This window comes from Streptomyces sp. NPDC036822 (assembly GCF_055609145.1).
In genome coordinates, this window is record NZ_JBVJPY010000001.1 from 78776 (window position 1) to 100934 (window position 22159).

General features: G+C 73.8%; 22 protein-coding genes and 1 pseudogene. 11 read left to right on the forward strand and 12 right to left on the reverse strand.

Annotated elements, in window-relative coordinates; genetic code table 11:
- Positions 1-62: 62 nt before the first annotated feature.
- From ACZ68P_RS00405 to ACZ68P_RS00420, 4 genes are all read left to right on the forward strand, one after another.
- Positions 63-1049: a hypothetical protein gene (locus ACZ68P_RS00405; protein WP_471000377.1), complete on the forward strand. Its 987-nt coding sequence runs from the start codon at positions 63-65 to the stop codon at positions 1047-1049.
- Positions 1046-2287, forward strand: a complete 1242-nt coding sequence (locus ACZ68P_RS00410; protein WP_471000381.1) for a sensor histidine kinase — start codon at positions 1046-1048, stop codon at positions 2285-2287. The genes ACZ68P_RS00405 and ACZ68P_RS00410 overlap by 4 nt, the downstream gene beginning before the upstream one ends.
- Positions 2288-2316: 29 nt before the next feature.
- Positions 2317-2934, forward strand: coding sequence for a response regulator (locus ACZ68P_RS00415; protein ID WP_471002345.1), 618 nt, complete (start codon positions 2317-2319; stop codon positions 2932-2934).
- Positions 2935-3090: 156 nt separating this feature from the next.
- Positions 3091-4539 carry a peptidoglycan D,D-transpeptidase FtsI family protein gene (locus ACZ68P_RS00420; protein ID WP_471000384.1) on the forward strand — a complete coding sequence of 483 codons (1449 nt, stop codon included), beginning with the start codon at positions 3091-3093 and terminating at the stop codon, positions 4537-4539.
- Between the two features lie 13 nt (positions 4540-4552).
- On the opposite strand, the gene ACZ68P_RS00425 is transcribed toward ACZ68P_RS00420, so the two are convergent.
- Positions 4553-5095 carry a GNAT family N-acetyltransferase gene (locus ACZ68P_RS00425; protein ID WP_471000387.1) on the reverse strand — a complete coding sequence of 181 codons (543 nt, stop codon included), beginning with the start codon at positions 5093-5095 and terminating at the stop codon, positions 4553-4555.
- 44 nt (positions 5096-5139) lie between these two features.
- On the opposite strand from ACZ68P_RS00425, the gene ACZ68P_RS00430 reads away from it, so the two are divergent.
- Entirely contained in the window at positions 5140-5562 is a 423-nt protein-coding gene (locus tag ACZ68P_RS00430) for a hypothetical protein (protein ID WP_471000390.1), read from the forward strand.
- 145 nt (positions 5563-5707) lie between these two features.
- On the opposite strand, the gene ACZ68P_RS00435 is transcribed toward ACZ68P_RS00430, so the two are convergent.
- Positions 5708-6841 (reverse strand): hypothetical protein, encoded by a 1134-nt coding sequence (locus ACZ68P_RS00435; protein ID WP_471000393.1) that lies wholly within the window; start codon positions 6839-6841, stop codon positions 5708-5710.
- Positions 6838-7767 (reverse strand): 5-dehydro-4-deoxyglucarate dehydratase, encoded by a 930-nt coding sequence (locus tag ACZ68P_RS00440; protein ID WP_471000396.1) that lies wholly within the window; start codon positions 7765-7767, stop codon positions 6838-6840. Before ACZ68P_RS00440 ends, ACZ68P_RS00435 begins: the two co-directional genes overlap by 4 nt.
- A gap of 225 nt (positions 7768-7992) precedes the next feature.
- On the opposite strand from ACZ68P_RS00440, the gene ACZ68P_RS00445 reads away from it, so the two are divergent.
- Positions 7993-8802, forward strand: coding sequence for an NAD-dependent epimerase/dehydratase family protein (locus tag ACZ68P_RS00445; protein ID WP_471000399.1), 810 nt, complete (start codon positions 7993-7995; stop codon positions 8800-8802).
- Positions 8803-8994: 192 nt separating this feature from the next.
- On the opposite strand, the gene ACZ68P_RS00450 is transcribed toward ACZ68P_RS00445, so the two are convergent.
- Positions 8995-9993, reverse strand: coding sequence for an AraC family transcriptional regulator (locus tag ACZ68P_RS00450; protein ID WP_471000402.1), 999 nt, complete (start codon positions 9991-9993; stop codon positions 8995-8997).
- Between the two features lie 55 nt (positions 9994-10048).
- Between ACZ68P_RS00450 and ACZ68P_RS00455 the strand changes: the two genes are divergently transcribed.
- Both ACZ68P_RS00455 and ACZ68P_RS00460 read left to right on the forward strand, forming a co-directional pair.
- Positions 10049-10288: a hypothetical protein gene (locus ACZ68P_RS00455; RefSeq protein WP_471000405.1), complete on the forward strand. Its 240-nt coding sequence runs from the start codon at positions 10049-10051 to the stop codon at positions 10286-10288.
- 36 nt (positions 10289-10324) lie between these two features.
- Positions 10325-11545 carry a TerD family protein gene (locus ACZ68P_RS00460; protein ID WP_471000408.1) on the forward strand — a complete coding sequence of 407 codons (1221 nt, stop codon included), beginning with the start codon at positions 10325-10327 and terminating at the stop codon, positions 11543-11545.
- A 112-nt stretch (positions 11546-11657) separates the two neighbouring features.
- On the opposite strand, the gene ACZ68P_RS00465 is transcribed toward ACZ68P_RS00460, so the two are convergent.
- Together ACZ68P_RS00465 and ACZ68P_RS00470 are read right to left on the reverse strand one after the other, a co-directional pair.
- Complete coding sequence (locus ACZ68P_RS00465; RefSeq protein WP_471000411.1) at positions 11658-12674, reverse strand: 1-aminocyclopropane-1-carboxylate deaminase; 1017 nt, start codon at positions 12672-12674, stop codon at positions 11658-11660.
- Positions 12675-12836: 162 nt separating this feature from the next.
- Positions 12837-13526, reverse strand: coding sequence for a GntR family transcriptional regulator (locus ACZ68P_RS00470; protein WP_471000414.1), 690 nt, complete (start codon positions 13524-13526; stop codon positions 12837-12839).
- A 285-nt stretch (positions 13527-13811) separates the two neighbouring features.
- On the opposite strand from ACZ68P_RS00470, the gene ACZ68P_RS00475 reads away from it, so the two are divergent.
- Positions 13812-14579, forward strand: coding sequence for an SDR family NAD(P)-dependent oxidoreductase (locus ACZ68P_RS00475; RefSeq protein ID WP_471000416.1), 768 nt, complete (start codon positions 13812-13814; stop codon positions 14577-14579).
- A gap of 222 nt (positions 14580-14801) precedes the next feature.
- On the opposite strand, the gene ACZ68P_RS00480 is transcribed toward ACZ68P_RS00475, so the two are convergent.
- Positions 14802-16313, reverse strand: coding sequence for a hypothetical protein (locus ACZ68P_RS00480; protein WP_471000418.1), 1512 nt, complete (start codon positions 16311-16313; stop codon positions 14802-14804).
- Positions 16314-16525: 212 nt separating this feature from the next.
- On the opposite strand from ACZ68P_RS00480, the gene ACZ68P_RS00485 reads away from it, so the two are divergent.
- Entirely contained in the window at positions 16526-18376 is a 1851-nt protein-coding gene (locus tag ACZ68P_RS00485) for an endonuclease/exonuclease/phosphatase family protein (protein ID WP_471000420.1), read from the forward strand.
- Positions 18377-18412: 36 nt separating this feature from the next.
- Here ACZ68P_RS00485 and ACZ68P_RS00490 read toward each other — a convergent pair whose 3' ends face one another.
- On the reverse strand, positions 18413-19126 hold the full coding sequence (locus ACZ68P_RS00490) for an antibiotic biosynthesis monooxygenase (protein ID WP_471000424.1): 714 nt from the start codon (positions 19124-19126) through the stop codon (positions 18413-18415).
- A gap of 82 nt (positions 19127-19208) precedes the next feature.
- On the opposite strand from ACZ68P_RS00490, the gene ACZ68P_RS00495 reads away from it, so the two are divergent.
- Complete coding sequence (locus ACZ68P_RS00495; RefSeq protein WP_471000427.1) at positions 19209-19664, forward strand: GNAT family N-acetyltransferase; 456 nt, start codon at positions 19209-19211, stop codon at positions 19662-19664.
- A gap of 78 nt (positions 19665-19742) precedes the next feature.
- Here the strand turns inward: ACZ68P_RS00495 and ACZ68P_RS00500 are convergent, their stop codons facing one another.
- The 4 genes and pseudogenes from ACZ68P_RS00500 to ACZ68P_RS00515 form a co-directional block, all read right to left on the reverse strand.
- Complete coding sequence (locus ACZ68P_RS00500; protein ID WP_365715240.1) at positions 19743-19955, reverse strand: hypothetical protein; 213 nt, start codon at positions 19953-19955, stop codon at positions 19743-19745.
- 86 nt (positions 19956-20041) lie between these two features.
- Positions 20042-21025, reverse strand: a complete 984-nt coding sequence (gene dapD, locus ACZ68P_RS00505) for a 2,3,4,5-tetrahydropyridine-2,6-dicarboxylate N-succinyltransferase (protein WP_471000430.1) — start codon at positions 21023-21025, stop codon at positions 20042-20044.
- Positions 21026-21188: 163 nt separating this feature from the next.
- Positions 21189-21764, reverse strand: a pseudogene (locus tag ACZ68P_RS00510) (TetR/AcrR family transcriptional regulator); the annotation flags it as partial.
- Positions 21764-22084: a DMT family transporter gene (locus ACZ68P_RS00515; RefSeq protein ID WP_471000433.1), complete on the reverse strand. Its 321-nt coding sequence runs from the start codon at positions 22082-22084 to the stop codon at positions 21764-21766. The gene ACZ68P_RS00515 and the pseudogene ACZ68P_RS00510, both read right to left, overlap by 1 nt.
- Positions 22085-22159: the final 75 nt, after the last annotated feature.

Below are 22159 nucleotides of genomic sequence, written 5' to 3' on the forward strand. Positions count from 1 at the left end.
GCGGAGGCGGTTCACCTCGGGGAAGGAGGCGGCGGGGGCGGGCCGCGCGCGACCGTGAGCCCATGACGCAGACGCCTTCCCTCCGCGCCCCGGATCCCGGGGCCGACGCCCCGCCTGTCACCGCCCGCCGGGTCCTGCGGACCCTCGCCGCGCTGGCCTGCCTGCCCTACATCGCCCTCAAGATCGCATGGGTGGCGGGCAGCGAGATCGGCATCCCGGCCGGAAGCACGCTCCTCGACCACCGGGCGCTGCTGATCGTCGCCAACTCCGTCACCGTCGTGGCCGACGCCCTGGTCGTGGTCCTCGCCCTGCTGCTCACCCGGCCCTGGGGCCGGCGCGTCCGGGCGTGGCTGCTTCTGCTCCCCCTGTGGGCCGCCACCGGGCTGCTCGCCCCGATCATGGTGGGCTTCCCCGCGCAGGTGGTCACCGGGCTCCTCACCGGGTCGCGCGAGCACCGGCCCGGCGGACGGCCGTTCCTCGACGAGTGGGTCTTCGGCGTGGTCTACGGCGGCTTCATCGTCCAGGGAGCGACCCTCGGCACGCTGTTCCTCCTCTACGCCCGGGACCGGTGGGGCCACTCCTGGCGCGGCACCCTCGGGGATCTGCCCGCCCGGTTCGCCGGGACCGGCGCGCGGATCGCGGCCGTGGCCGCCGTCCCGGTCGCCGTCGCCTGCGCCGTGCCGCACGTGCGGTGGGCGATGGGCTCGACGGCCGGTCTCCCGGCGACCCTCGTCTCCCGGGGCGCCGACCTCCAGGTCCTGGAGTGGACGCGGACGCTCTTCGCGGTCGTCGCCGTCGGCGCGGTCCTGCTCCTGGTCTTCCAGCGGCCGCGTTCGCTCCCGGTCCGTGCGGTCCTCTGCGCCGGCTGGGTGGCCACGGGCGCCGTGGGCTGCTGGGGGGCGTACATGACCCTGGTGTCGCTGCTGCCCGAGACCGGGATCGAGGAAGCGCACTCCCGGGCGATGGAGCTGACCTACGCTGGGGAAATGATCACCGGGTTCCTGCTGGCCGGCTGCCTGGCCGTCTTCCTCCGGCGACGCGCCGCGTGAGGTCGTCCCACCCCCCGTTGCTCGGCCGGCGGGAGAGGCGACGGTGGCTCCATCTCATCCTGGGCGGCGCCCTGTTCATGCCGTACTGGCTGGTCGGCACCGTGATCGTGGGGCCGTTCACCGGCCAGGGGTCCGCGTTCACGGCCGGTCTGACCGTGCAGCTGGCGGCGTACGCGATCGGCCTGCCGCTCGCCGCGGTGACCTCGCTCTTCCCGCTGGCCCGGCCGATGTCCGTGGCGGCGGCTCGGGCACTGTGCGGGGTGCCGGCGGACCGGTTCGCGGACGGCCCCGCCCAGGGGCGCGCCGCCCGTGCGCGGACGGCGGCCTGGTTCACGCTCCACCTCGGCGTCGGCGCGCTGGTCAGCGGGACGACCCTGGCCCTGCCGCCGTTCGCGCTCACGCTGATCGCGCTGCCGTTCTCCGCCCGCCTGCGGTCGTCCGAGGTGAGCCGCTACTGGAACACGGACCAGGCATGGCTGCCCTGGGCCGGCGTCCCCCTCGGCCTGCTCATGCTGCTGGCGCTCGTCGCCGTCGCGGCGGGGGCCGGGGCGCTGCTCGCCCGGCAGGCCCCGCGGCTGCTCGGGCCGAGCCCGGCCGACCGGCTGGCGGCGGCCGAGCGGCGCGCGGCGGAGCTGGCCGTGCGCAACCGGCTCGCGCGCGAGCTGCACGACTCGGTCGGCCACGCGCTCAGCGCGGTCACGCTCCAGGCGGGCGCCGCCCGCAGGGTCCTCGACTCCGACGTGGAGTTCGTACGGGAGGCGCTGGCGGCGATCGAGGAGACCACCCGGCGCACGGTCGGCGAGCTGGACACGGTGCTGGGTCTGCTGCGCCGGGGCGAGGAGGACGGCGAGCTCGCGGGGCCCGGCCTCGGCTCGCTCGACGCGCTGGTCGGGGCGGCGGGACGGCGGGTGGAGCTGACCGTGACCGGGGAGCTGGCCCGGGTCCCGGACGCGGTGTCGAGGGAGGCGTACCGGATCGTCCAGGAGGGCCTGACCAACGCGGCGCGGTACGCGGACGGCGAGAGCGTGACCGCGCTCCTCGCCCTGCACGACGAGGAGCTGGAGATCACCATGGAGAACCCGCTGCCCGGCCACGCGCCGGTGACCCGCCCCGACGGCGGGCGCGGCCTGCGCGGCATAGCCGAACGGAGCCGCCTGCTCGGCGGCACGGCCCAGGCCGGGCCGGCCGACGGCGTCTGGCGGCTCGTCGTCCGGCTGCCCCTGGCGGGTGGACGGTGATCCGGATCGTCCTGGCCGACGACGAGCGGATGGTGCGGACCGCCCTGCGGGTCATCCTCGACGCGGAGCCGGACCTGACGGTCGTCGGCGAGGCGTCCACCGGCGCCGAGGCGGTGTCGGTCGTGCGCGAGCTGCGGCCGGACGTGGTGCTGATGGACGTGCGGATGCCGGAGATCGACGGGATCCGGGCGACCGAGCGGATCCTCACGGACCTGGCGGATCCCCCGCGGATCATGGTGGTGACGACCTTCGAGAACGACTCCTACGTCTACGACGCGCTGCGCGTGGGCGCGGCGGGCTTCCTGCTGAAGCGGGCGGCGGCGGAGGAGCTGGTGAGCGCCGTGCGGCTGGTGGCGTGCGGCGACTCGCTGCTCTACCCGGCGGCGGTACGGCATCTCGCCGCCGAGCACGCCCGCCGCAGGCCGCCCGCGGCGCCGGCCTGGGTCGCCCGGCTCACCGAGCGGGAGGGCGAGGTCCTGCGCCTGATGGCCACCGGCCTGACGAACGCGGAGATCGCGGGCCGGATGGGCGTCGGGCCCGCGACGACGAAGACCCACGTGGCGGCGGTCCTGGCGAAGACCGGCGCCCGGGACCGTACGCAGGCGGTGATCCTGGCCTACGAAGCGGGGTTCGTCACCCCCCGGTGAGCGCGTCCGCCGCAGGTCGTGTCCGTGACGTCTCGCCTGGGTCGCGACGCCCCCCGCGAAGGGGCGGGAGTCCGTCCGGACAGGCACATGAAGGTTGGGTGAGAAACCGGACACATCCGGAACGCCCCCCACCCCTTCGTTCGTCCCGCATATGGGATGAACAAGACGATCAGGCGCGCCTCGGTCTTCGCGCTGCTCCTGGTGCTCGCCCTGCTGGGCCGGGCGACCTGGATACAGGCGTACGAAGGCAAGGCCCTCGCGGACGACAAGAGCAACCGGCGGAACATCATGGCGCAGTACGCGCAGCCGCTCGGGAACATCATCGTGGCCGGCTCGCCGGTCACCGGTTCGAAGAAGACGGAGGGCACCGACCTCGCGTACAAGCGGGACTACACCGACGGAGAGCTGTACGCGGCCGTGACCGGCTACAGCTCGCAGGCGTACGGCTCCACCCAGCTGGAGGGCATCTACTCCGACGTCCTGGACGGTACGGACACCCGTCTGAAGAACCCGTTGGACGCCCTCACCGGCAAGGCGCAGGAGCCCGGTGACGTCCTGACCACGATCGACCCGGCCGTGCAGAAGGCCGGCTACGAGGCGCTCGGCGACAACAAGGGCGCGGCCGTCGCCCTCGACCCGGAGACCGGCCGGATCCTCGGGCTGGTGTCCACGCCCTCGTACGACCCCTCGAAGATCGCCGGTCTGACCGACGGCTCGGACTGGCGGGAGCTGACCACGGACGAGGACAAGCCGCTGGTCAACCGGGCCCTGCGGCAGCCGCTCCCGCCCGGGTCCACGTTCAAGCTGGTCGTGGCCGCGGCCGCGCTGGAGGAGGGGCTGTACGGCTCGGTGGACACGGCGACCGAGAGCCCCGACCCGTACACGCTCCCGAACACCCGGACGGTCCTGAGGAACGAGAACACGTCCGCGCCGTGCGAGAACGCGACCATCCGCACCGCGCTGCGGTACTCCTGCAACAACGTCTTCGCCAAGATGGCCGTCGACCTCGGCCAGGACAACGTGAAGGCGACGGCGGAGAGGTTCGGGTTCGGCGACGCCGAGCAGGACGTGCCCGTGCGGGCCTACCCGAGTGTGTATCCGTCCGGGATGGACAAGGCGCAGACGGCGTTGACCGGCATCGGCCAGTTCGACGTGACGGCCACCCCGCTGCAGATGGCGATGGTGTCCGCGGCGATCGCCAACGACGGGCTCATGGCGTCGCCGCACATGGTCTCCGAGGTCGTCGACTCCGACGGGGACGCCCTGGAGTCCTTCGAGGACGGGAAGACCGAGCGGATCGTCTCCTCGTCGACGGCGGAGCAGCTGCGCAGCGCGATGGTGACCGTGGTGGAGAAGGGCACCGGCACCAACGCGGCGATCGCCGGCGCGGAGGTGGGCGGCAAGACGGGAACCGCCCAGCACGGCGAGAACAACAGCAAGACGCCGTACGCCTGGTTCACGTCCTACGCTAAGGACGCGGACACCGGCAAGGAGGTGGCGGTCGCCGTCCTGATCGAGGATTCGGGCGCGGCGCGCTCGGAGGTCAGCGGCAACGGGCTGGCGGCTCCGGTGGCGCAGAAGATGATGAAGGCGGCGCTGAAGTGACCCGGCGGGTCGCTCAAGACAGCGGTCTGGCCATGAAGAGGGCGGTCTCGCCCTCGGACGCGGTGCCGGTGTAGAGCGTGGTGTCCAGGCCGCAGAGCCGGAATCCCATGCGCCGGTAGGCGCGTACGGCCGGGACGTTGACGCTGGTGACCTCGAGCCAGGCGGTACGGGCCCCCTGCTCGCGGCCGTACGCGAGGGCGCGGCGCATCAGCTCGCCGCCGATGCCGCGGCCGCGGTGGGCGGGGTCGACGGTGATCCGCCGGACGACGAGGCGGCGGTTCCACCGCTCGACGGCGACGGCGACGCATCCGCGGACGGTCCCGTCGGCGTCGACGGCCACGATCTCGTGAGCCTCGTCGGGCTCCCCGTCCTGCGGGTCCTCCGGGTCCTCCGGGAAGACCTTGGTCAGCGGCGGGTCGACGGCGACCATGCGCAGCCCGAAACCGACGTCCCCGGCGGCGACTTCGTAGACGTGCTCCGTCGTGAACGAGTCGTCGAGCGCGGCCACGGCCGATTGGTCCCCGGGGGCCGCGACACGATATGCAAGGGCACTCATGACCCGAGCATAGATTCGATCCCGCGGAGGACCCCGCCGTGCCCATGCGCCTGCCCCGTTCCCTGTCCGGCTGGACCATGGCCGTCTTCGGGCTGCTCGCAGCGGCCCTGGGGGTGGTGGGTCTCGTCTCCCCGGACACCCTGCTCGGGCTCATGGGCTTCGAGCCCGTACCCGGCGGGGAACGCGCGGACGGGGACCACACCCTCGTCTTCATGACCGCCTCCTCCATGGCGGCGCTGAACATGGGCGTCTACTACGTCCTGGCCGCCCTCGCCGACTGGAAGGCCTTCTTCCGCTGGACGGTCCCCTTCCGTCTCCTCACCTGCGCCGTCTTCACGCTGGCGGTGCTGACGGGCCGCGCCCCGGCGGGCTTCCTCGGCGTCGGCCTGTGGGAGGGCCTGGGCGCGGTGGTGACGGGGGCGGCGCTGCGCCACGAGAACCGCGGCCGCGAGAAGGCCGTGGCCTGACCGCGCCGGACGCGGCCCGGCACCTCCGTGCGTTGCGCCCGGGGCCCCTCAGGGACGGACGGCGGCGCCCCGTCCGACCGGGGACAGGGCGCCACCGCGCACGCGATGCCCCGGCCCCTGGTGGCGCGGACGGGGGACGCGCGTCTCAGGCGAGGGCCCGCAGGGCCTCCCGTACCGCCGCGAGGTCCGCGTCCGAGGCCAACCCGGCGTGGTAGAGGCGGAGTTCGGTCGCCCCGGCGTCCGCCGCGCGCTTCGCGTCGTCGGTCAGGGTGCCCGGGGAGCCGCCCATGCCCGTGACGACCGGGAAGTTGGCCGCGAGGACGGTGCCCGGGGCCGCGTGCGCGGCGAAGCCGGCGACCGAGGTGGCCGGGGTGACGACGCCGTCCGCGAGGGCGAGGACGTGGGCCGGGTCGGTGCCGACGTTGGCTCCGCAGCGGTGCGGGAGCGGGTCCGCGTGGAGCAGGACGCGGAAGCCGGGCGGGGCGGCCGCCCGGACGGCGTCCACCGCGGCCTCCTGGAAGGCGCGGGCGGCCCGGGTGCGCCACGACAGGGCGGCGTCGGAGTGGGCGGCGTCGAGCCGCCCGGCGGGCCCCCCGGTCCACACCGGCTCCAGGGCCGCCCGTACGGCGGCCGCGAGCGCGTCGGGGTCCGCGCCCTCCTCCCCGTACCCCTGCCGGCACGACGCGCAGAAGCAGAGGGACATGAGGTACTGCTCCGCGTCGCCCAGGGGCACGCCCGCCGTCTTGTCGTGGGCGTGCAGGTGGGCCAGCCCGTACCAGCCGCAGGACTCCAGCTCGGTGCCGGCCGCTCCGGGCCGTACCGCCGCCTCGGCCGCCAGGTCGACCAGGAACGCGCGGACCTCGGGCGTGCCGACGCACGGCGCCCAGGGGTAGCGGTCGCCGTACGCGTTGACGACCGAGGTCTCCGGACGCTCCGCGCCCAGCCGGGAGTTGTGGGCCAGGACGACCCAGCTGTGGACCTCCAGGCCCGCGTCCGCGAGCGCCTCGGCGGCCTCGCCGTACGCGTCTCCCGGCGCCCACTCCCCCGCCGGGTACGGCCGCGGGTCGCGCCCGGCCCAGCGGGCCGGGTCCGGCGGGTAGAGCACGGCGGCGTGCTCGGCCGTGACGACGCGGTGCGCGGGGTGGCGGGGGGTGAGGGCCCGCGTGGAGTGGTACGCGGAGGCGAGGGTCACCTGCGCTACGCCCAGCTCCGCGAGCAGGCCCGGCGCCGCCGGGTCGCCGACGACGTCCCAGGGGTAGACGAACGTCCCGGCCCTCACGACGCTCCGCCCAGCAGTGCCCGCCCGCGCTCGATGATCGCGGCCAGTTCCTTGAGGTGCTCGGGCGCCGGCTCGCTCAGCGGCGGCCGCACCTCCCCCACGTCCAGACCGCCCATCCGGACGGCGGCCTTGACCAGTGAGACGGCGTAGCCGCGTCCCTGGGCGCGGAGTTCGACGAGCGGCCGGTAGAAGCCGTCGATGAGCCGTTCCACGGTCGCGTCGTCGCCGGAGGCGAGGGCGCGGTGGAAGGCGAGGGCGATGTCGGGGGCGAAGCAGAAGACGGCGGAGGAGTAGAGCGTGACCCCGATGCCCCGGTAGGCGAGCCCGGTGAGTTCGGCGGTGGGCAGGCCGTTGAAGTAGAGCAGGTCAAGGCCCTCCGCCCGCACGGCGCTGACGATGCGCTGCATGAGGTCGAGGTCGCCCAGGCCGTCCTTGAGACCGATGACGCCGTCGACGCGGGCGAGCGCGACGACGGTCTCCGGGGTCAGGATCGCGTTGTCGCGCTGGTACACGATGACGTCGAGCGAGGTCGCGGCGGCGAGCGCGGAGTAGTGCCGCAGCAGCCCCGCCTGGTCGGCGACCACGAGGTACGGGGGCATGGCGAGGAGCCCGTCGGCGCCCGCCTCCTCGGCGAGGCGGGCGTACTGGATCGCGAGCGCCGTGCCGTAGCCGGCGCCGGCCACGACGGGAACGCGGCCCGCGGTCTCCTCGACCGCGGCGGCGACGCAGGCCCGGAACTCCTCCGGGGTGAGGGCGTGGAACTCGCCGGTGCCGCAGCAGGCGAAGACGGCGGCCGCGCCCGCCTCGACGCCGGCGCGCACATGGGCGCGGAAGAGGTCGAGGTCGACGGCGCCGTCCGGACCGAAGGCGGTGACGGGGAAGAACAGCAGGCCGTCGAGCCGGTCGGCGAGCGGGGCTGAGGTCACGGGCGCTCCCAGAGAAGTCCGTCGTGCACCGTCGTGCACAATTCTGATTGTCGTCCATATTCATGAACAAGCTCACGCTAAGGCAGGCGTCGAGCGCCGGTCAAGGCGCAGGCCCGTTGCCACATGGACTCTTGACGGCCCGCCCATGGACTCTTGACGACCCGTGGAGCACTCCTTAGCGTGTCCATGGTTGTGAATGCGATCTATGGACGGAGACTCCGCTACATGTCCACACCCCGCACCGTCCTGCTCACCGGCGCCGCCGGTGGCGTCGGCACCCTGATGCGGGAGCTGCTGCCCGCCCACGGATACACCCTGCGGCCGCTCGACGTCGTGCCCGTCGACGGCGCACCGGACGCGATCGTCGCCGACCTCGCCGACCGCAAGGCGCTGCGCGAGGCCGTCCGGGGCGTGGACGCCGTCGTCCATCTCGCCGGGATCTCCCTGGAGTCCACCTTCGAGAAGGTCATGGCCGCCAACGTCACCGGCCTGCACCACCTCTACGAGGCCGCGCGCGAAGAGGGGGTGCGCCGGATCGTCTTCGCGTCCAGCAACCACGCCGTGGGCTTCACCCCGCGCCCCCGCGGCGACGATCCCCTGATCCCGGTCGGCACCCCGCACCGGCCGGACACCTTCTACGGCCTGTCCAAGTGCTTCGGCGAGGACATGGCCCAGTTCTACTGGGACACGCACGGCATCGAGACCGTCTCGGTGCGGATCGGCTCCTGCTTCCCCGAGCCGACCTCGGTGCGGATGCTGTCGATGTGGCTGAGCCCGGCGGACTGCGCCCGGCTGCTGCACGCGGCCCTCACCGCCGACAACGTGGGACACACCGTGGTCTACGGCTCCTCCGCCAACACCCGTCTGTGGTGGGACCTCTCCTCCGCGCGGGCCCTGGGGTACGACCCCCAGGACGACTCGGAACCCTTCGCGGAGCGGATCATCGCCGAGCGGGGCCTGCCGGCCGACGACGATCCGGCGGAGGCGAACCTGGGCGGCCACTTCTGCACCGACCCGCCGCGCTGGCCGTCCTGAGCCGACGCGGACGGCGGGAAGGTACGCGGGCCCGGCCGGACATGCGGGGGAGCGCCGGCCGGGGCCCGGGTCAGGGCCTGCAGGGCACACCCGACCTCCGCACTCTAGGGACGCCGCCCGTCCGGCACTATCCGCGCAGCGCGGAGCCTGTCCGTGAAGCGCGGCACGTCGGGCCGGGCCGGGCCCGGCGGCTCAGGCCCGGACGGGGCCCCGGCGGGTGGCGCCGGTGGCCCTCAGCGTCTGCGAGGGCGTCTCGCCGAACCGCGTCCGGTACTGCGCGGCGAACCGCCCCTGGTGCGCGAACCCCCAGCGCCAGGCCACGTCGCCCACCCCCAGCTCGCCCGGCTCACCGTCCCGCAGCTCCTCGTGGACCCGGTCGAGCCGGACCTCGCGGACGTACGCCATCGGTGACATCCCCACGTACTGCCGGAAGGACTCCTGGAGCCGCCGCACGCTCACCTTGGCGAGGAGGGCCAGTTCGGTGGTGGTGAAGGGGTGCTCTGGCCGTGCCCGTACGGCGTCCATCGCGCGTTTGACGGGTGCGGGCCGCAGCCGCTCGCCGGGACGGTCCAGCTCCTCGCGCCAGGGATGCTCGGCGGCCAGCAGCAGCCCGTTCAGCAGGGCCTCCTGGAGGGGCAGGGCGACCAGCTCGTGGTGGGCCAGGCCGTCCCCGCGCAGCGCCTCCCGCGCCACCTGCCCGGCGAAGCGCACCCAGGCGAGCCCGGGGCCGCGCGAGGTGTCCAGGCGCGGGGCGAGGGAGAGCCGGCTGCGCAGCGGGCGTCCCGTCAGGCGCTCCAGGCGGTCGCTCAGCGCGGCCGCGTCGATCTTGACGGAGAGCGCCCGGCAGTCCCCGCTCCAGCGGTCGAGGAAGGTGTCCCCGACGGGGTCGAGCACCACCGCCTCGGCCGCCGTCGCGAGCAGCGGAGCCCTCCCACCACCCTGACGCAGCTCCATGGTCCCGCTCAGCGGCGCGTTGACGTGGAACGCGCCGAGCTCGCCGAAACGCATCCGGACGTCCGCCCCGCAGGCGAGGTCGCCGATGACCAGCGGGCCCAGCTCGACGGTGTCGAAACGGGCCGTGAAGGGACGGCTCCGCCGCTCGATGACGTCCATGAAGTTGGCGTAGTACCGCGCGTCGATCTCGAGCCGCGCCTGGTCGACGTCCCGCGTACGAAAAGAACTCCCACCCACGAGTCGCAAGAATATTCGTATGACGGACCCGCCTCCGACCGGCAGGATGCCCGTCATGCCTCAGCCTTTCGGATTCAGCTACGAGCGGCGCGCGGACGGCGCGGTCCTGCTCACCCACCGCGGCCGCGCCGCCGGCACCCTGCGCGGCGGCCGGGCCGAGAAGTTCCTGGCGGAGGTGGCGTCGGGCGACGCCCAGCTGGTGATGGCCCGCTGGACCGGCGCCTACAAGTTCGGCAACGAACGGACCGCCCGCGACCACCCGCGTAACCGAAGTGGCCGAAGGGCGGGAAGGTAAGGGAACGGCAAAGCGGTCTCGCTCGTTAGCCCTGGCATGACCGCTATGACCCCCGGCTCGAACATCCCTCTCTCCGCCGCGCGCGTGGCGGTGGACGTCGCCGCTCCGGTGCGGCTCGACGTCTCGGGCCTGCTGCTCACTCCCGAGGGCAAGGTGCGCTCGGACGACGACTTCATCTTCTACAACCAGCCGGCCGGCCCGGGCGTGGCGTACCGCTCCGGCGGCGGCACGGCGCCGGACGCGATCGTCGTGGACACCGGAGCGGTACCGGCCGGGATCGAGAAGATCGTGGTCACCGCGAGCCCCGACGCGGCCGGCCAGTCCTTCCAGGGCATCGAGCCCACGGCGACGATCCGCAACGCCGACGACGGCAGCGTCCTCGCCACCTTCACCCCGCCGCGGCTCGGCACGGAGACGGCGCTGGTGGTCGTGGAGATCTATCTGCGCAACGGCGCCTGGAAGGCGCGGGCCGTGGGCCAGGGTTACGCCGACGGGCTCGCCGGCATCGCCACCGACTTCGGCGTCTCCGTCGACGAGGAGCCGGCGGCGCCCGCCGCCGCGGCCCCGGCCGCTCCCCCGGCCCCGCCGGTCGCCCCGCCCGTGACCGCCCCTCCGGTGGCCGCCCCCGCCGACCCGCGCGTGGCCGCCGCGACCCCTCCCGCGCCCCCCGCCGCCCCCGGCAAGATCAACCTCGACAAGGGCCGCGTCAGCCTCCAGAAGAACCAGACCGTCTCGCTCGTCAAGGGCGGCCGGCCGCTGCTCTCACAGGTCAAGATGGGCCTCGGCTGGGAGCCGGCGTACCGCGGCAAGGACATCGACCTCGACGCCTCGGTCATCGCCTACGGCCCCCAGCGCAACCACCTGGACAGCTGCTACTTCGGCAAGCTGTCCATCCTCAGCGGCTCGATCAAGCACTCCGGGGACAACCTCACCGGTGAGGGAGCCGGCGACGACGAGGTCATCGTCGTCGACCTCGGCCGTCTCCCGGCCGACGCGACCGGCCTGGTCTTCACGGTGAACTCGTTCTCCGGGCAGAAGTTCACCGAGGTCGCGAAGGCGTACTGCCGGCTGATGGACGCGGCGACCGGCGAGGAGCTGGTCCGCTTCGACCTCACCGGCGCCGAGCCGCAGACCGGCGTCATGATGGCCAAGCTCATCAAGCAGTTCTCGGGCGAGTGGGAGATGACGGCGCTGGGCGACTTCGTGAAGTCCCGGACCGTCCGCGGCATGGTGAAACCGGCCGCCCAGGCGCTCTGAACCACGCACCCGCACGCGGAGCACCGCGGGGCGACGCGCTCCCCCGCGCAACCGACGCGCACCGTCCACGGCCGCACCGTCCACGGCCCGCCGTGGACGGTGCGCGCGGCGGTCAGAACAGCGCGCTGTAGGCGTCGAGGGCCGGCTGACCGCCGAGGTGGGCGTAGAGGACGGTCGAGTCACGGCCGATCTCGTCCCGTGTCACCAGGTCGATCAGGCCCGCCATCGACTTCCCTTCGTAGACGGGGTCGGTGACCATCCCCTCCGTACGGGCGGCGAGCCGCATCGCGTCGAGGGTGGCCTCGTCGGGGATGCCGTACACCCCGGCGTGATACCGGTCGTGCAGCTCGACGTCCGCGGCCGTGATCTCCCGCTCGACGCCGATCAGGGCGGCGGTGTTCCTGGCGATGCGGGTGATCTGCTCGTGGGTCGCTCCGGGCTTCGCCGAGGCGTCGATGCCGATGATCCGGCGTGCCGGGCCGCCCTCCTCGGCGAGCGCGGCGAAGCCGGCGACCATGCCGGCCTGGGTGGAGCCGGTCACCGAGCAGACGACGACGGTGTCGAAGAAGACCCCCAGCGTCCGCTCCTGCTCGGCCACCTCATAGGCCCAGTGGGCGAAGCCGAGCCCGCCGAGGCGATGGTCGGAGGCGCCGGCCGGGATGGCGTACGGCTTGCCTCCGCTCTCCTCGACCTCCCGCAGGGCCAGCTCCCAGCTCTCCTTGAACCCGATGCCGAACCCGGCCTTCACCAGGCGCACATCGGCGCCCGTGAGGCGGCTGACGAGGATGTTGCCGACCTTGTCGTAGACCGGGTCGGGCCAGTCCACCCAGCTCTCCTGGACCAGCACGCACCTCAGCCCGGCGCGGGCGGCGACGGCGGCGACCTGGCGGGTGTGGTTGGACTGCACCCCGCCGATGGAGACGAGCGTGTCACAGCCCTGCGCCAGGGCGTCGGCCACGAGGTACTCCAGCTTGCGGGTCTTGTTGCCGCCGTACGCCACACCGGAGTTGCAGTCCTCCCGCTTGGCCCAGAGGGTGGCGCCGCCGAGGTGGTCACCGAGCCGTTCGAGGGGGTGGACCGGGGAAGGACCGAACAGCAGGGGATAGCGGTCGAAGTCGGCGATCGGCATGGCGGCTCCCGGGGTCGTGACGTGCCGTGCGGAACGTGCGGGCGTACGACGTGCTGCGCGTGACGGGACGTGCTGCGGCGGAGCGAGCGCGGGGGGCAGGAGGGGCGCGGGGGGCAGGAGGGGCGCGGTGTCCTGCGCCGGCCGGCCTACAGCGGCTCCGGACTACAAGGGCTGGGGAACGCGTCCGCGTACGGCGGTCACGTCTGCGGCGTCGTCGGCGAGTTCCTCCAGGGCGCGCCAGATCTCCGTCGTCACCGTGACGGCCTCGTCCGTGTCCCCCGCCGCGCACGCCGCGATCAGGCGGTCGTGCAGCGCGGCCGAGCCACAGGCTCCGGTGTCGCCGAAGAGGCGGCGCTCGACGCGGCGCAGGAGCGGGGTGTACCGGTCGATGGTGGCGGCGACGGCGTGGTTGCCGCTGGCGCTCACGAGGACCTGGTGCAGTTCGTCGTCGGCGCGCAGGGCGGCCTCCACGTCGGCGGAGCGCACGGCGGCGGCGAAGCGCACGTTGGCCTCGCGCATGGCCCGGATGCCTTCGGGGCCGAGCAGCGGCACGCCGGTGCGGGTGGCGAGTTCGTGCATCACCCGCACGACCGCGGCGGCGTCCCGGACGACCCGGCTGACGAGGCGGGTGACCCGGGTGTAGCTCTGGGGTTTGGTCTCCACGAGACCTTCGTCGGCGAGCCGGGCCAGGGCCTCGCGCACGGGTGCGCGCGAGAGCCCCAGCCGCTCGGCGAGATCGGCGTCCTTGACCACGGAACCGGGCGCGAGGTCCCCGCGCACGATCGCGTCGCGCAGGGCCTCGTACGCCTGGTCACGCAGAAGCGTCCGGCCCACGGGCCGCAGTGCGTCCATGAGCTGACATGTTAGGTGTCAGTCACCGGGGCTGACCAGGTCAACGGGGCCGCCGCGTACGGTCGGCGGTGCAGGGAGGCGGTCGGCGGCGAGCGCCTCGGGGGCGGTGGCGAGGGCGCCGGCGGTGCTGGTGAGGTCGCGAGACCGGCACCCGCGGCGGCGGACCGCCTGGCGAACTCTCTACGGTGGAGGGGCATGGCGTACGTCTCCCCCGTTGTCACCGGATGTCGGGGCACACGGTCCCGTGCGCGTGCGCACGCCGGTCGAACAGAAGGGCCTCCCTCCATGAACCTCCCCGCGTCCGGTCGACGGGTCCTGATCAGCGGTGCGTCGCGGGGCCTCGGCCGCGCCGTGGCCCAGGCCTTCGCCGCCAACGGCGACCGGGTGGCCGTCCACTACGGCTCGCGCGCCGAGGAGGCCCGGGCGACCCTCGACTCGCTCGACGGCACGGGCCACGCCCTGGTCGGCGGCGACCTGGCGGATCCGGCGGTGGCGGTGACGGTGACGGACGCGGCGGCGGAGGCGCTGGGCGGGATCGACGTGCTGGTGAACAACGCGGCCGTGAACATCCGGCACCCGCTGCCGGAGACTCCGTACGAGGAGTGGGTGGCGCTCTGGCAGCGACACGTCTCCGTGAACCTGCTCGCCACGGCGAACCTGAGTCATCTGGCGGCGCGGCGGATGATCGAGCAGGGCGGTGGCGGACGGATCGTCAACATCGGTTCGCGCGGGGCGTTCCGGGGAGAGCCCGACCACCCGGCGTACGGGGCGACGAAGGCGGCGGTCCACGCGCTGGGCCAGTCGCTCGCGGTCTCGCTGGCCCCGCACGGCATCGGCGTCGCCTCGGTCGCCCCGGGGTTCTTCGCGACCGAACGCGTCGCCCCCCGCCTCACGGGCCCGGAGGGGGCGGCCATCCTGGCCCAGAGCCCCTTCCACCGCGTCGCCTCGGCCGACGAGATCGCCGCGGCGGTCCTCTGGCTCGCGTCCCCGGCGGCGGAGTGGTCCTCGGGCACCATCCTCGACCTCAACGGCGCGTCCCACCTGCGCACCTGACCCGCACGCCGGCGCCGAGCCACGCCCGTGGCGCGGGCACCACCCTCGACCTCAACGGCGCGTCCCACATACGCACCTGACCCGCACGCCGGCGCTGGGCGCCGCCCGTGGCGCGGGCACCGGCCCTCACCGTCGTCCGGCGCGATGCCCCTCAGCCGGGCCAGGGCCACCGTCGCGCCCCCGGGCCGCCGTCAGGTCAGGCGCCCGGGCCCGCGCGCCCCGTCACGCCCCCGTGCGGGACCTCGCCTTGAAGGCGGCCTTGCGGGCCTCCTTCGCCGCGCCCTTGTCCCGGTGGAGGCGGCCCAGCGCCTCCAGGACCTCCGCCGTCGCCGGGTGGTCCACCCGCCAGGCCGCCTCGAAGAAGCCGCTGTGACGGCCGGTCAGGCCCTCGGCCAGGTCCTGGAGCTCCTCCAGGTCGCCGTCCGCCTCCAGCTGCGCCGCGATCGTGTCGATCGCCAGCCAGAAGATCATCGACTCCGGCGGCGCCGGGATGTCCGTCGCTCCCCGCTCCGCCAGCCAGACCCTCGCCAGGCCCCCCAGCTCCGCGTCGTCCAGGACCTCGCGGACCGCGGGCTCCGCCCCCTCGCCGACCAGGGACAGGGTCTGCTGGCAGTGCAGGCGCCGCAGCGGCGACCCCGCGTCCGCACCCCGCGCGGCCGCGAGCAGCTCGCGCGCCGCCGTCAGCGCGTCCCTCCCGGCCAGCCATCCCACCGTCTCGGCGCGCGCCGCCGTCAGCGGGTAGTGCGCGATCCCGTCGAGCAGCGCGTCGGCTCCCTTGTCGGCCAGGTCGCCGACCGCCGGCGCGTCCACGCCCGCCTCCAGCATCCGGGCCCTGACGCCGTACAGGCCGAGCGGCGTCAGGCGCACCATGCCGTACCGCGTGACGTCCTCCTCGTCGACCGGCGGGGCCGGCTCCTCGCCCTCCTCCGCCATCAGCGCCTCGTCGACGGGCTGGTACTCGACGAGCCCGATCGGTTCGAGCAGACGGAACTGGTCGTCGAGACGCATCATCGCCTCCGACACCTGCTCCAGGACGTCGTCCGTCGGTTCGCCCATGTCGTCCGGCACGATCATCGACGCGGCGAGCGCGGGCAGCGGCACGGGGCCGTCGCCCGCCCCGGCCTCGCCGACGGTCAGCAAGTACAGGTTGCCCAGCACGCCCTCCAGGAACTCCGCCTCTTCCTCGGGGTTCCAGTCGAGCAGTTCGAAGTCGATCTCGCCGTCCTCGCCGATGACCTCCGCGAGGTCCTCGAGCACGGGCGCGGTGGCGTCGGCGAAGACGACGTCCAGCGCGTCCAGCCAGATGCCGAGGACGTCGAGCGGCGCGCCGCCGCCGGTGAGGAGGGCGAGGTTCTCGCCCGCCGTGACCGTGCCGACGCCCGTTCCGGCGTCGTCCGCCGCGTCGCCGGACCCTTCGTGCGCGCCGTCTTCGGAGCCCTCGTCACCGGCGACGTCCCCGTCCTCGGTCTCCACGAGACCGGTGTCCACGGCGACCCGCCAGGCCTCGCTCGCGTCGGCCGCGCCGTTCTCGTCCGCCGCCAGCCCCAGCGCCTCGGCGGCCGCGGGCAGTTGCTCGTCGAGCAGCTCGCCTCCCACGCCGACCCTGGTCTCCGGCCCGGCCCAGCGGGCGAGCCGCACGGCGCGGGCGAGCAGGGGGGTGGCCAGGGCGTCCCGCGCCAGCTCCGCGTCCGAGTGCAGCTGAACGGGCGGCAGGGTGGGGCGGTCCGATGCCATGAAGGGTCTTCTCCTCGAAGCGATGGGGGGGTGGGGGCCCGAGTCGGTCAGAGACGGCCTTCAGGGTAGACGCAATTGCGGCGAGGTCATCCGGTTCACGATTCCGTCAGCCTTCGTACACCCGTCGACCCTTGACAAGGAGGGCGCGCAGCCAAGAGATTGACGCGCGTAGATACATCGACCGATCCTCCAAGCACCTCCGGAGCCCCTTGATGCCTTCCTCCATACCGAGATCCGCGGCCGTCGCCGCCGTCGTGTCCGCCGCGCTGGCGGCCGGACTCCTCGCAGGCTCCTCCGCCTCGGCGGAGACGACCCCGGCGGGGACCACCGCGGGCGTCCGCGTCCACGACATCCAGGGCACGACCCGTATCTCGCCCCTCGTCGGCCGCCAGGTCACCGGTGTCACGGGCATCGTCACCGGCGTGCGCACCTACGGTTCGCGCGGGTTCTGGATCCAGGACCCGCAAGGCGACGACGACCCGGCCACCAGCGAGGGCCTGTTCGTCTTCACCAGCTCCGTCCCCACCGTCGCCGTCGGCGACGCGGTGAGCGTGGCGGGCACCGTCGGCGAGTACGTCCCCGGCGGCCTGAACTCCGGCAACCAGTCGCTCACCCAGATCACCCGGCCGACGGTCACCGTGGTCTCCTCCGGCAACGCCGTCCCGGCCCCCGTGACGATCTCCGGCTTCTCCGTGCCGGACGCGTACGCCCCCGAGGGCGACCCGGCCGCCGCCGGATCCATCAACGGCCTGGCACTGGACCCGGAGTCGTACGCCCTGGACTACTACGAGTCCCTGGAGGGCACCAACGTCCGCGTCGGCACCTCGCGGGTGGTCGGCGCCACCGACCCGTACTCCGAGCTGTGGGTGACGGTGAAGCCCTGGGAGAACGACAACCGTCGCGGCGGCGCCGTCTACGGTTCGTACACCGCCCAGAACACCGGCCGGCTCCAGATCCAGTCGCTGACCCCGATCGCCGAGAAGCCCTTCCCGAAGGCGAACGTCGGCGACGTCCTCGCCGGCAGCACCGAAGGCCCCCTGGACTTCAACCAGTTCGGCGGCTACACCGTGACCGCGCGCACCATGGGCACCGTCGTCGACCGCGGTCTCGAGCGCGAGACGACGGACAAGCAGCACAAGAACGAGCTGGCCGTGGCGACGTACAACGTCGAGAACCTCGACCCGTCCGACCCGCAGGAGAAGTTCGACGCGCTGGCCGCGGCCGTGGTGGACAACCTGGCCTCGCCCGACATCCTCGCCCTGGAGGAGATCCAGGACGACAACGGCGCCAAGAACGACGGCACGGTCGCCGCGGGCCAGACGCTGAAGAAGTTCACGGACGCGATCACCGCGGCCGGCGGCCCGGCCTACGAGTGGCGCTCCGTGGACCCGGAGAACAACAAGGACGGCGGCGAGCCCGGCGGCAACATCCGTCAGGTCTTCCTCTTCAACCCGGAGCGGGTCTCCTTCACCGACCGGGCGGGCGGCGACGCGACGACGGCGACCGGTGTCGTGCGCGGCGAGCGCGGCCGGGCCGCGCTGACCCTCTCCCCCGGGCGGATCGATCCGGCGAACACGGCCTGGGAGAGCAGCCGCAAGCCGCTGGCGGGCGAGTTCACCTTCCGCGGCCGCACGGTCTTCGTGATCGCCAACCACTTCGGCTCGAAGGGCGGCGACGAGGGCCTCACCTCGCACCACCAGCCGCCGAACCGTTCCTCCGAGGCCAAGCGCCTGCTCCAGGCGCAGGCCGTGAACGCCTTCGTCAAGGACGTCCTCGCCGTCGAGAAGCAGGCCGACGTGCTCGTGCTCGGTGACATCAACGACTTCGAGTTCTCCGAGACCACGAAGGCACTGACGGACGGCGGGGCGCTCTACCCGGCCGTGAAGTCGCTGCCGCGCGGCGAGCGCTACTCGTACGTCTACCAGGGCAACAGCCAGGTCCTCGACCAGATCCTGACCAGCCCGGGGATCCACCACTTCGAGTACGACAGCGTCCACATCAACGCGGAGTTCGCCGACCAGAACAGCGACCACGACCCCCAGGTCCTGCGCTTCCGCCCGTAGCGGCAGGGGCCGGCCGGTGGATCGGGTGCCGGCCGGTCACACGCCCGCGTGCAGGCTCAGCGCGGGCGTGTACCGCCGTACGCGGCTGCCGCTCAGACCGGGGAACCGGTGCACCGCCGCCCAGGCGTCGGTGAGCGGGCCTTGCTCGGCCTGCCACACGGCATGGGCCTGCTCGCTCTCCCACTCGGCGTGATTCAGCACTCCGGAGCCGTCGGTGGCGAGGTGGAAGTGCGCCGCGATGCCGCCGCGGGCCGGGCGCCGGCCGGCGTCGTCGGCCATCGCCGCGCACACCGTGTCCACCCAGGCGCGTTGCCGATCGGCGTCGGGCCCGTCGAAGGAGGCCTCGACGGTCACGACACAGCCGGGCACGGCGAGGGCGCGCTCCTCGTCGAGCACGGCGGAGCGGTACGGCGGCCCGTAGCGCCGCAGCCCGACCCGCTCGACGCCGGGGACCGCCGCGTCGATCTCGGCGTTGCGGTCGTCGCGGACCGCGTGGACGTACCGCTGGTACGCCTCCTCGCTCGTCCACTGGGAGTGGTGGAGCAGTGTCCGGCCGTCGGTCCCGGTGTACACGGAGTACGACAGGAGTCCGGCGTCCGGCCAGTCCCGGCGTTGCCAGGCCCGGGCGATCGCGTCGACGGCCGTCCGCTGCCGCTCGGGCGTGCCGACCCGCCAGGTGCCGGCGAGGACGAGTCCGACGCCGGCGCGGGTGGCGTCGGGACGGGCGTGGGGCTGGAGTACGGAGCGCATGACGGATCCTCCTGTCGTCGGGGCTCCAGCCTGTTTCCTCGACCATGGTTGAGGTCAAACGGGTGCGTGGCAGACTCCGGTCATGATCTTCCGTGCCGCCACCCGCGCCGAACTCCCGGCCGTTCTCGCCCTGCTCGCCGACGAGGAGCACGTCGTCGACCCGACCTCGGTCACCGTCACGGAGGCGTACGAGCGGGCCTTCGCGGACATCGAGGGCGACGCGCGCAACGAGATCCTGGTGCTGGTGGAGGAAGACGGGACGGTCGTGGGGTGTCTGCAGGCCACCTATATCCCCGGCCTGGGCAAGGGCGGCGCCGAGCGCGCGCTGATCGAGGCGGTCCGGATCAGGGCCGACCGGCGCGGTGGCGGGCTCGGCCGGGAGCTGCTGGGCCGGGCCGTGGAGCGGGCCCGAGCCCGCGGCTGCGGGCTCGTGCAGCTGACGAGCGCCAAGCGGCGGTCGGACGCCCACCGCTTCTACGCCTCCCTGGGCTTCGCGCGCAGCCACGACGGTTTCAAGCTCGCCCTGCCGCCCCGCTGAGCGGAGGCCGGCCGGGCCCTGCGCCGCGGCCCGCCGCCCCGGAGAGGGTCGGCGGGCCGCGGCGTGCGAGGAGCCGGGTCAGTCCTTGACGTACGTGCTGCCGAGGATCGCGGCATGCTCCAGGACGTCCTCCAGCGGGTCGTCGACCTGGCCGATCGAGATCAGGGAGACGTGCGGCCCGTTGTGCGAGTGGTTGTGTGTCTCGTCCGCGGTGGCGGCCGTGACGGGCACCAGCACCGCCGCGGCGGTCAACGCCCCGATCAGTCCGACGACGGTGCGCCTCGTCCTCATGTCGACTCCTCGCCTTGTCCGTTCGTATGACGCTGTGATCCGCGTCCTCCTGCTAACGCAGAGTCACCCGCATCGGTCACGTCGGGTCAGTTGTGGCTGTGGAGCACCTCGTTCAGTCCGCCCCACACCGCGTTGTTCGGGCGGGCCTCGACGGCGCCGGTGACCGAGTTGCGGCGGAAGAGGATGTTCGAGGCGCCGGAGAGGTCGCGGGCCTTGACGACCTCGCCGTCGGGCATCGTGACGCGCGTTCCGGCGGTGACGTAGAGGCCGGCCTCGACGACGCACTCGTCGCCGAGCGCGATGCCGACGCCCGCCTCGGCGCCGATCAGGCAGCGCTCGCCGATGGAGATGACGACGTTGCCGCCGCCGGAGAGCGTGCCCATCGTGGAGGCACCGCCGCCGATGTCGGAGCCGTCGCCGACGACGACACCGGCGGAGATCCGGCCCTCGACCATCGAGGTGCCGAGGGTGCCGGCGTTGAAGTTGACGAAGCCCTCGTGCATGACGGTGGTGCCGGCGGCGAGGTGCGCGCCGAGCCGGACGCGATCGGCGTCGGCGATGCGGACTCCGGCGGGGGCGACGTAGTCGGTCATCCGCGGGAACTTGTCGATCGAGGTCACCTGGAGGTGAAGGCCCTCGGCACGGGCGTTGAGGCGCACCTTCTCGACGTCGTCGACGGCGACCGGGCCGAGCGAGGTCCAGGCGACGTTGGCGAGGACGCCGAAGAGGCCGTCGAGGCTCTGGCCGTGCGGCTTGACCAGCCGGTGGCTGAGCAGGTGCAGACGGAGGTACGCGTCGTGGGCGTCGAGCGGCTTGTCGTCGAGGGAGGCGATGGCGGTACGGACGGCGACCACCTCGACGCCCCGGCGGGCGTCCACGCCGATCGCCTTGGCGGCGCCTGCGCCGAGGGCGTCGACCGCGGCGTCGGGGGTGAGCCGCTCGGTCCCGGCGGGGCCGGGCGCGTCGGTCAGCGCGGGGGCGGGGAACCAGGTGTCGAGAACGGTGCCGTCACCGGCGATGGTGGCGAGGCCGGCGGCGACGGCGCCGGTGGTGCGAGGAGCAGTGGTCATGCGGAAAACCTAACGGGCGGGCCCCCGCGCGGGCCAACCGGTCTCAGGTGTCGGTCGAGCCGTCCGGCGGATCCGACGAGGCGGGGGGCGGATGCTCCGGCGGTTCCGCCGAGACCGCGGGCGGGCGCTCCGGCGGCCCGGTCGCCCCGGCCGCGGGCGTCCCCGTCCCGGGCGCCCCGCCCGGCTTCGGCCCCGCCGGCGTGAGCACCCGGGCCAGGACCTCCCGCGCGTACTCCTCGTCGTACGTCCCGTCCGTCAGCAGCACCCGCAGACAGATGCCGTCCATGAGCGCGACCAGGGCGCGGGCGGTCACCGGGTCCGTCCGCCCCGCGAGGGGCCGGACGACGGCGTCCGTCCATTCGGCGGCGACCGGGCGCAGGGCGGGCCGGCGCAGGGCTGCCAGGTAGAGCTCGTACTCCAGCTCCGCGCCCGTCCGTTCGCCGCCGAGCCACTGTCCCATCAGGCCGGCCAGCTCCCGCGCGAGGTCGGCCCCCGGGTCCGCGAGGGCGCCGCTCTCGCGGACCGCGCGTCCGAAGCCCTCGTCGGCCTGGCGCAGGGCGGCGACGAGGAGTTCGTCGAGGGAGGCGAAGTGGTACGTGGTGGAGCCGAGCGGCACGTCCGCCTCGGCGGCGACCGTCCGGTGACTGAGCCCGGCGATGCCGAGCCGCCCCACGACACGCAGGGCCGCGTCGACGATCCGCCGGCGCCGCTCGGGGTCGTGGCGGCGGGCGCGGGCCATCAGTGCGCGCCGCCGAGGTTGAGGACGACCACACCGGCCACGATCAGGACGATGCCGGCGACCTTGGCGAGACCGAGCGACTCGTTCATGAAGAGGACGCCGATGGCGGCGACGGCCGCGGTGCCCACGCCCGACCAGATCGCGTACGCCGTGCCGATCTCCAGGGTCTTGAGCGTCTGCGCGAGGAGCGCGAAGGCGAGCAGATAGCCGCCGACGGTGACGAGCGAGGGCCAGAGCCGGGAGAAGCCGTCGCTGTACTTCATGGCCGTCGTCCCGACGATCTCCGCGGCGATCGCCCCGGCCAGCAGTCCGTATCCCATGTGTACGAGCGTACACAACGATGGGAACGGGCGTACGCATCCCGGGACGCCCCGCCCATGGGGCCTGCCGCTACG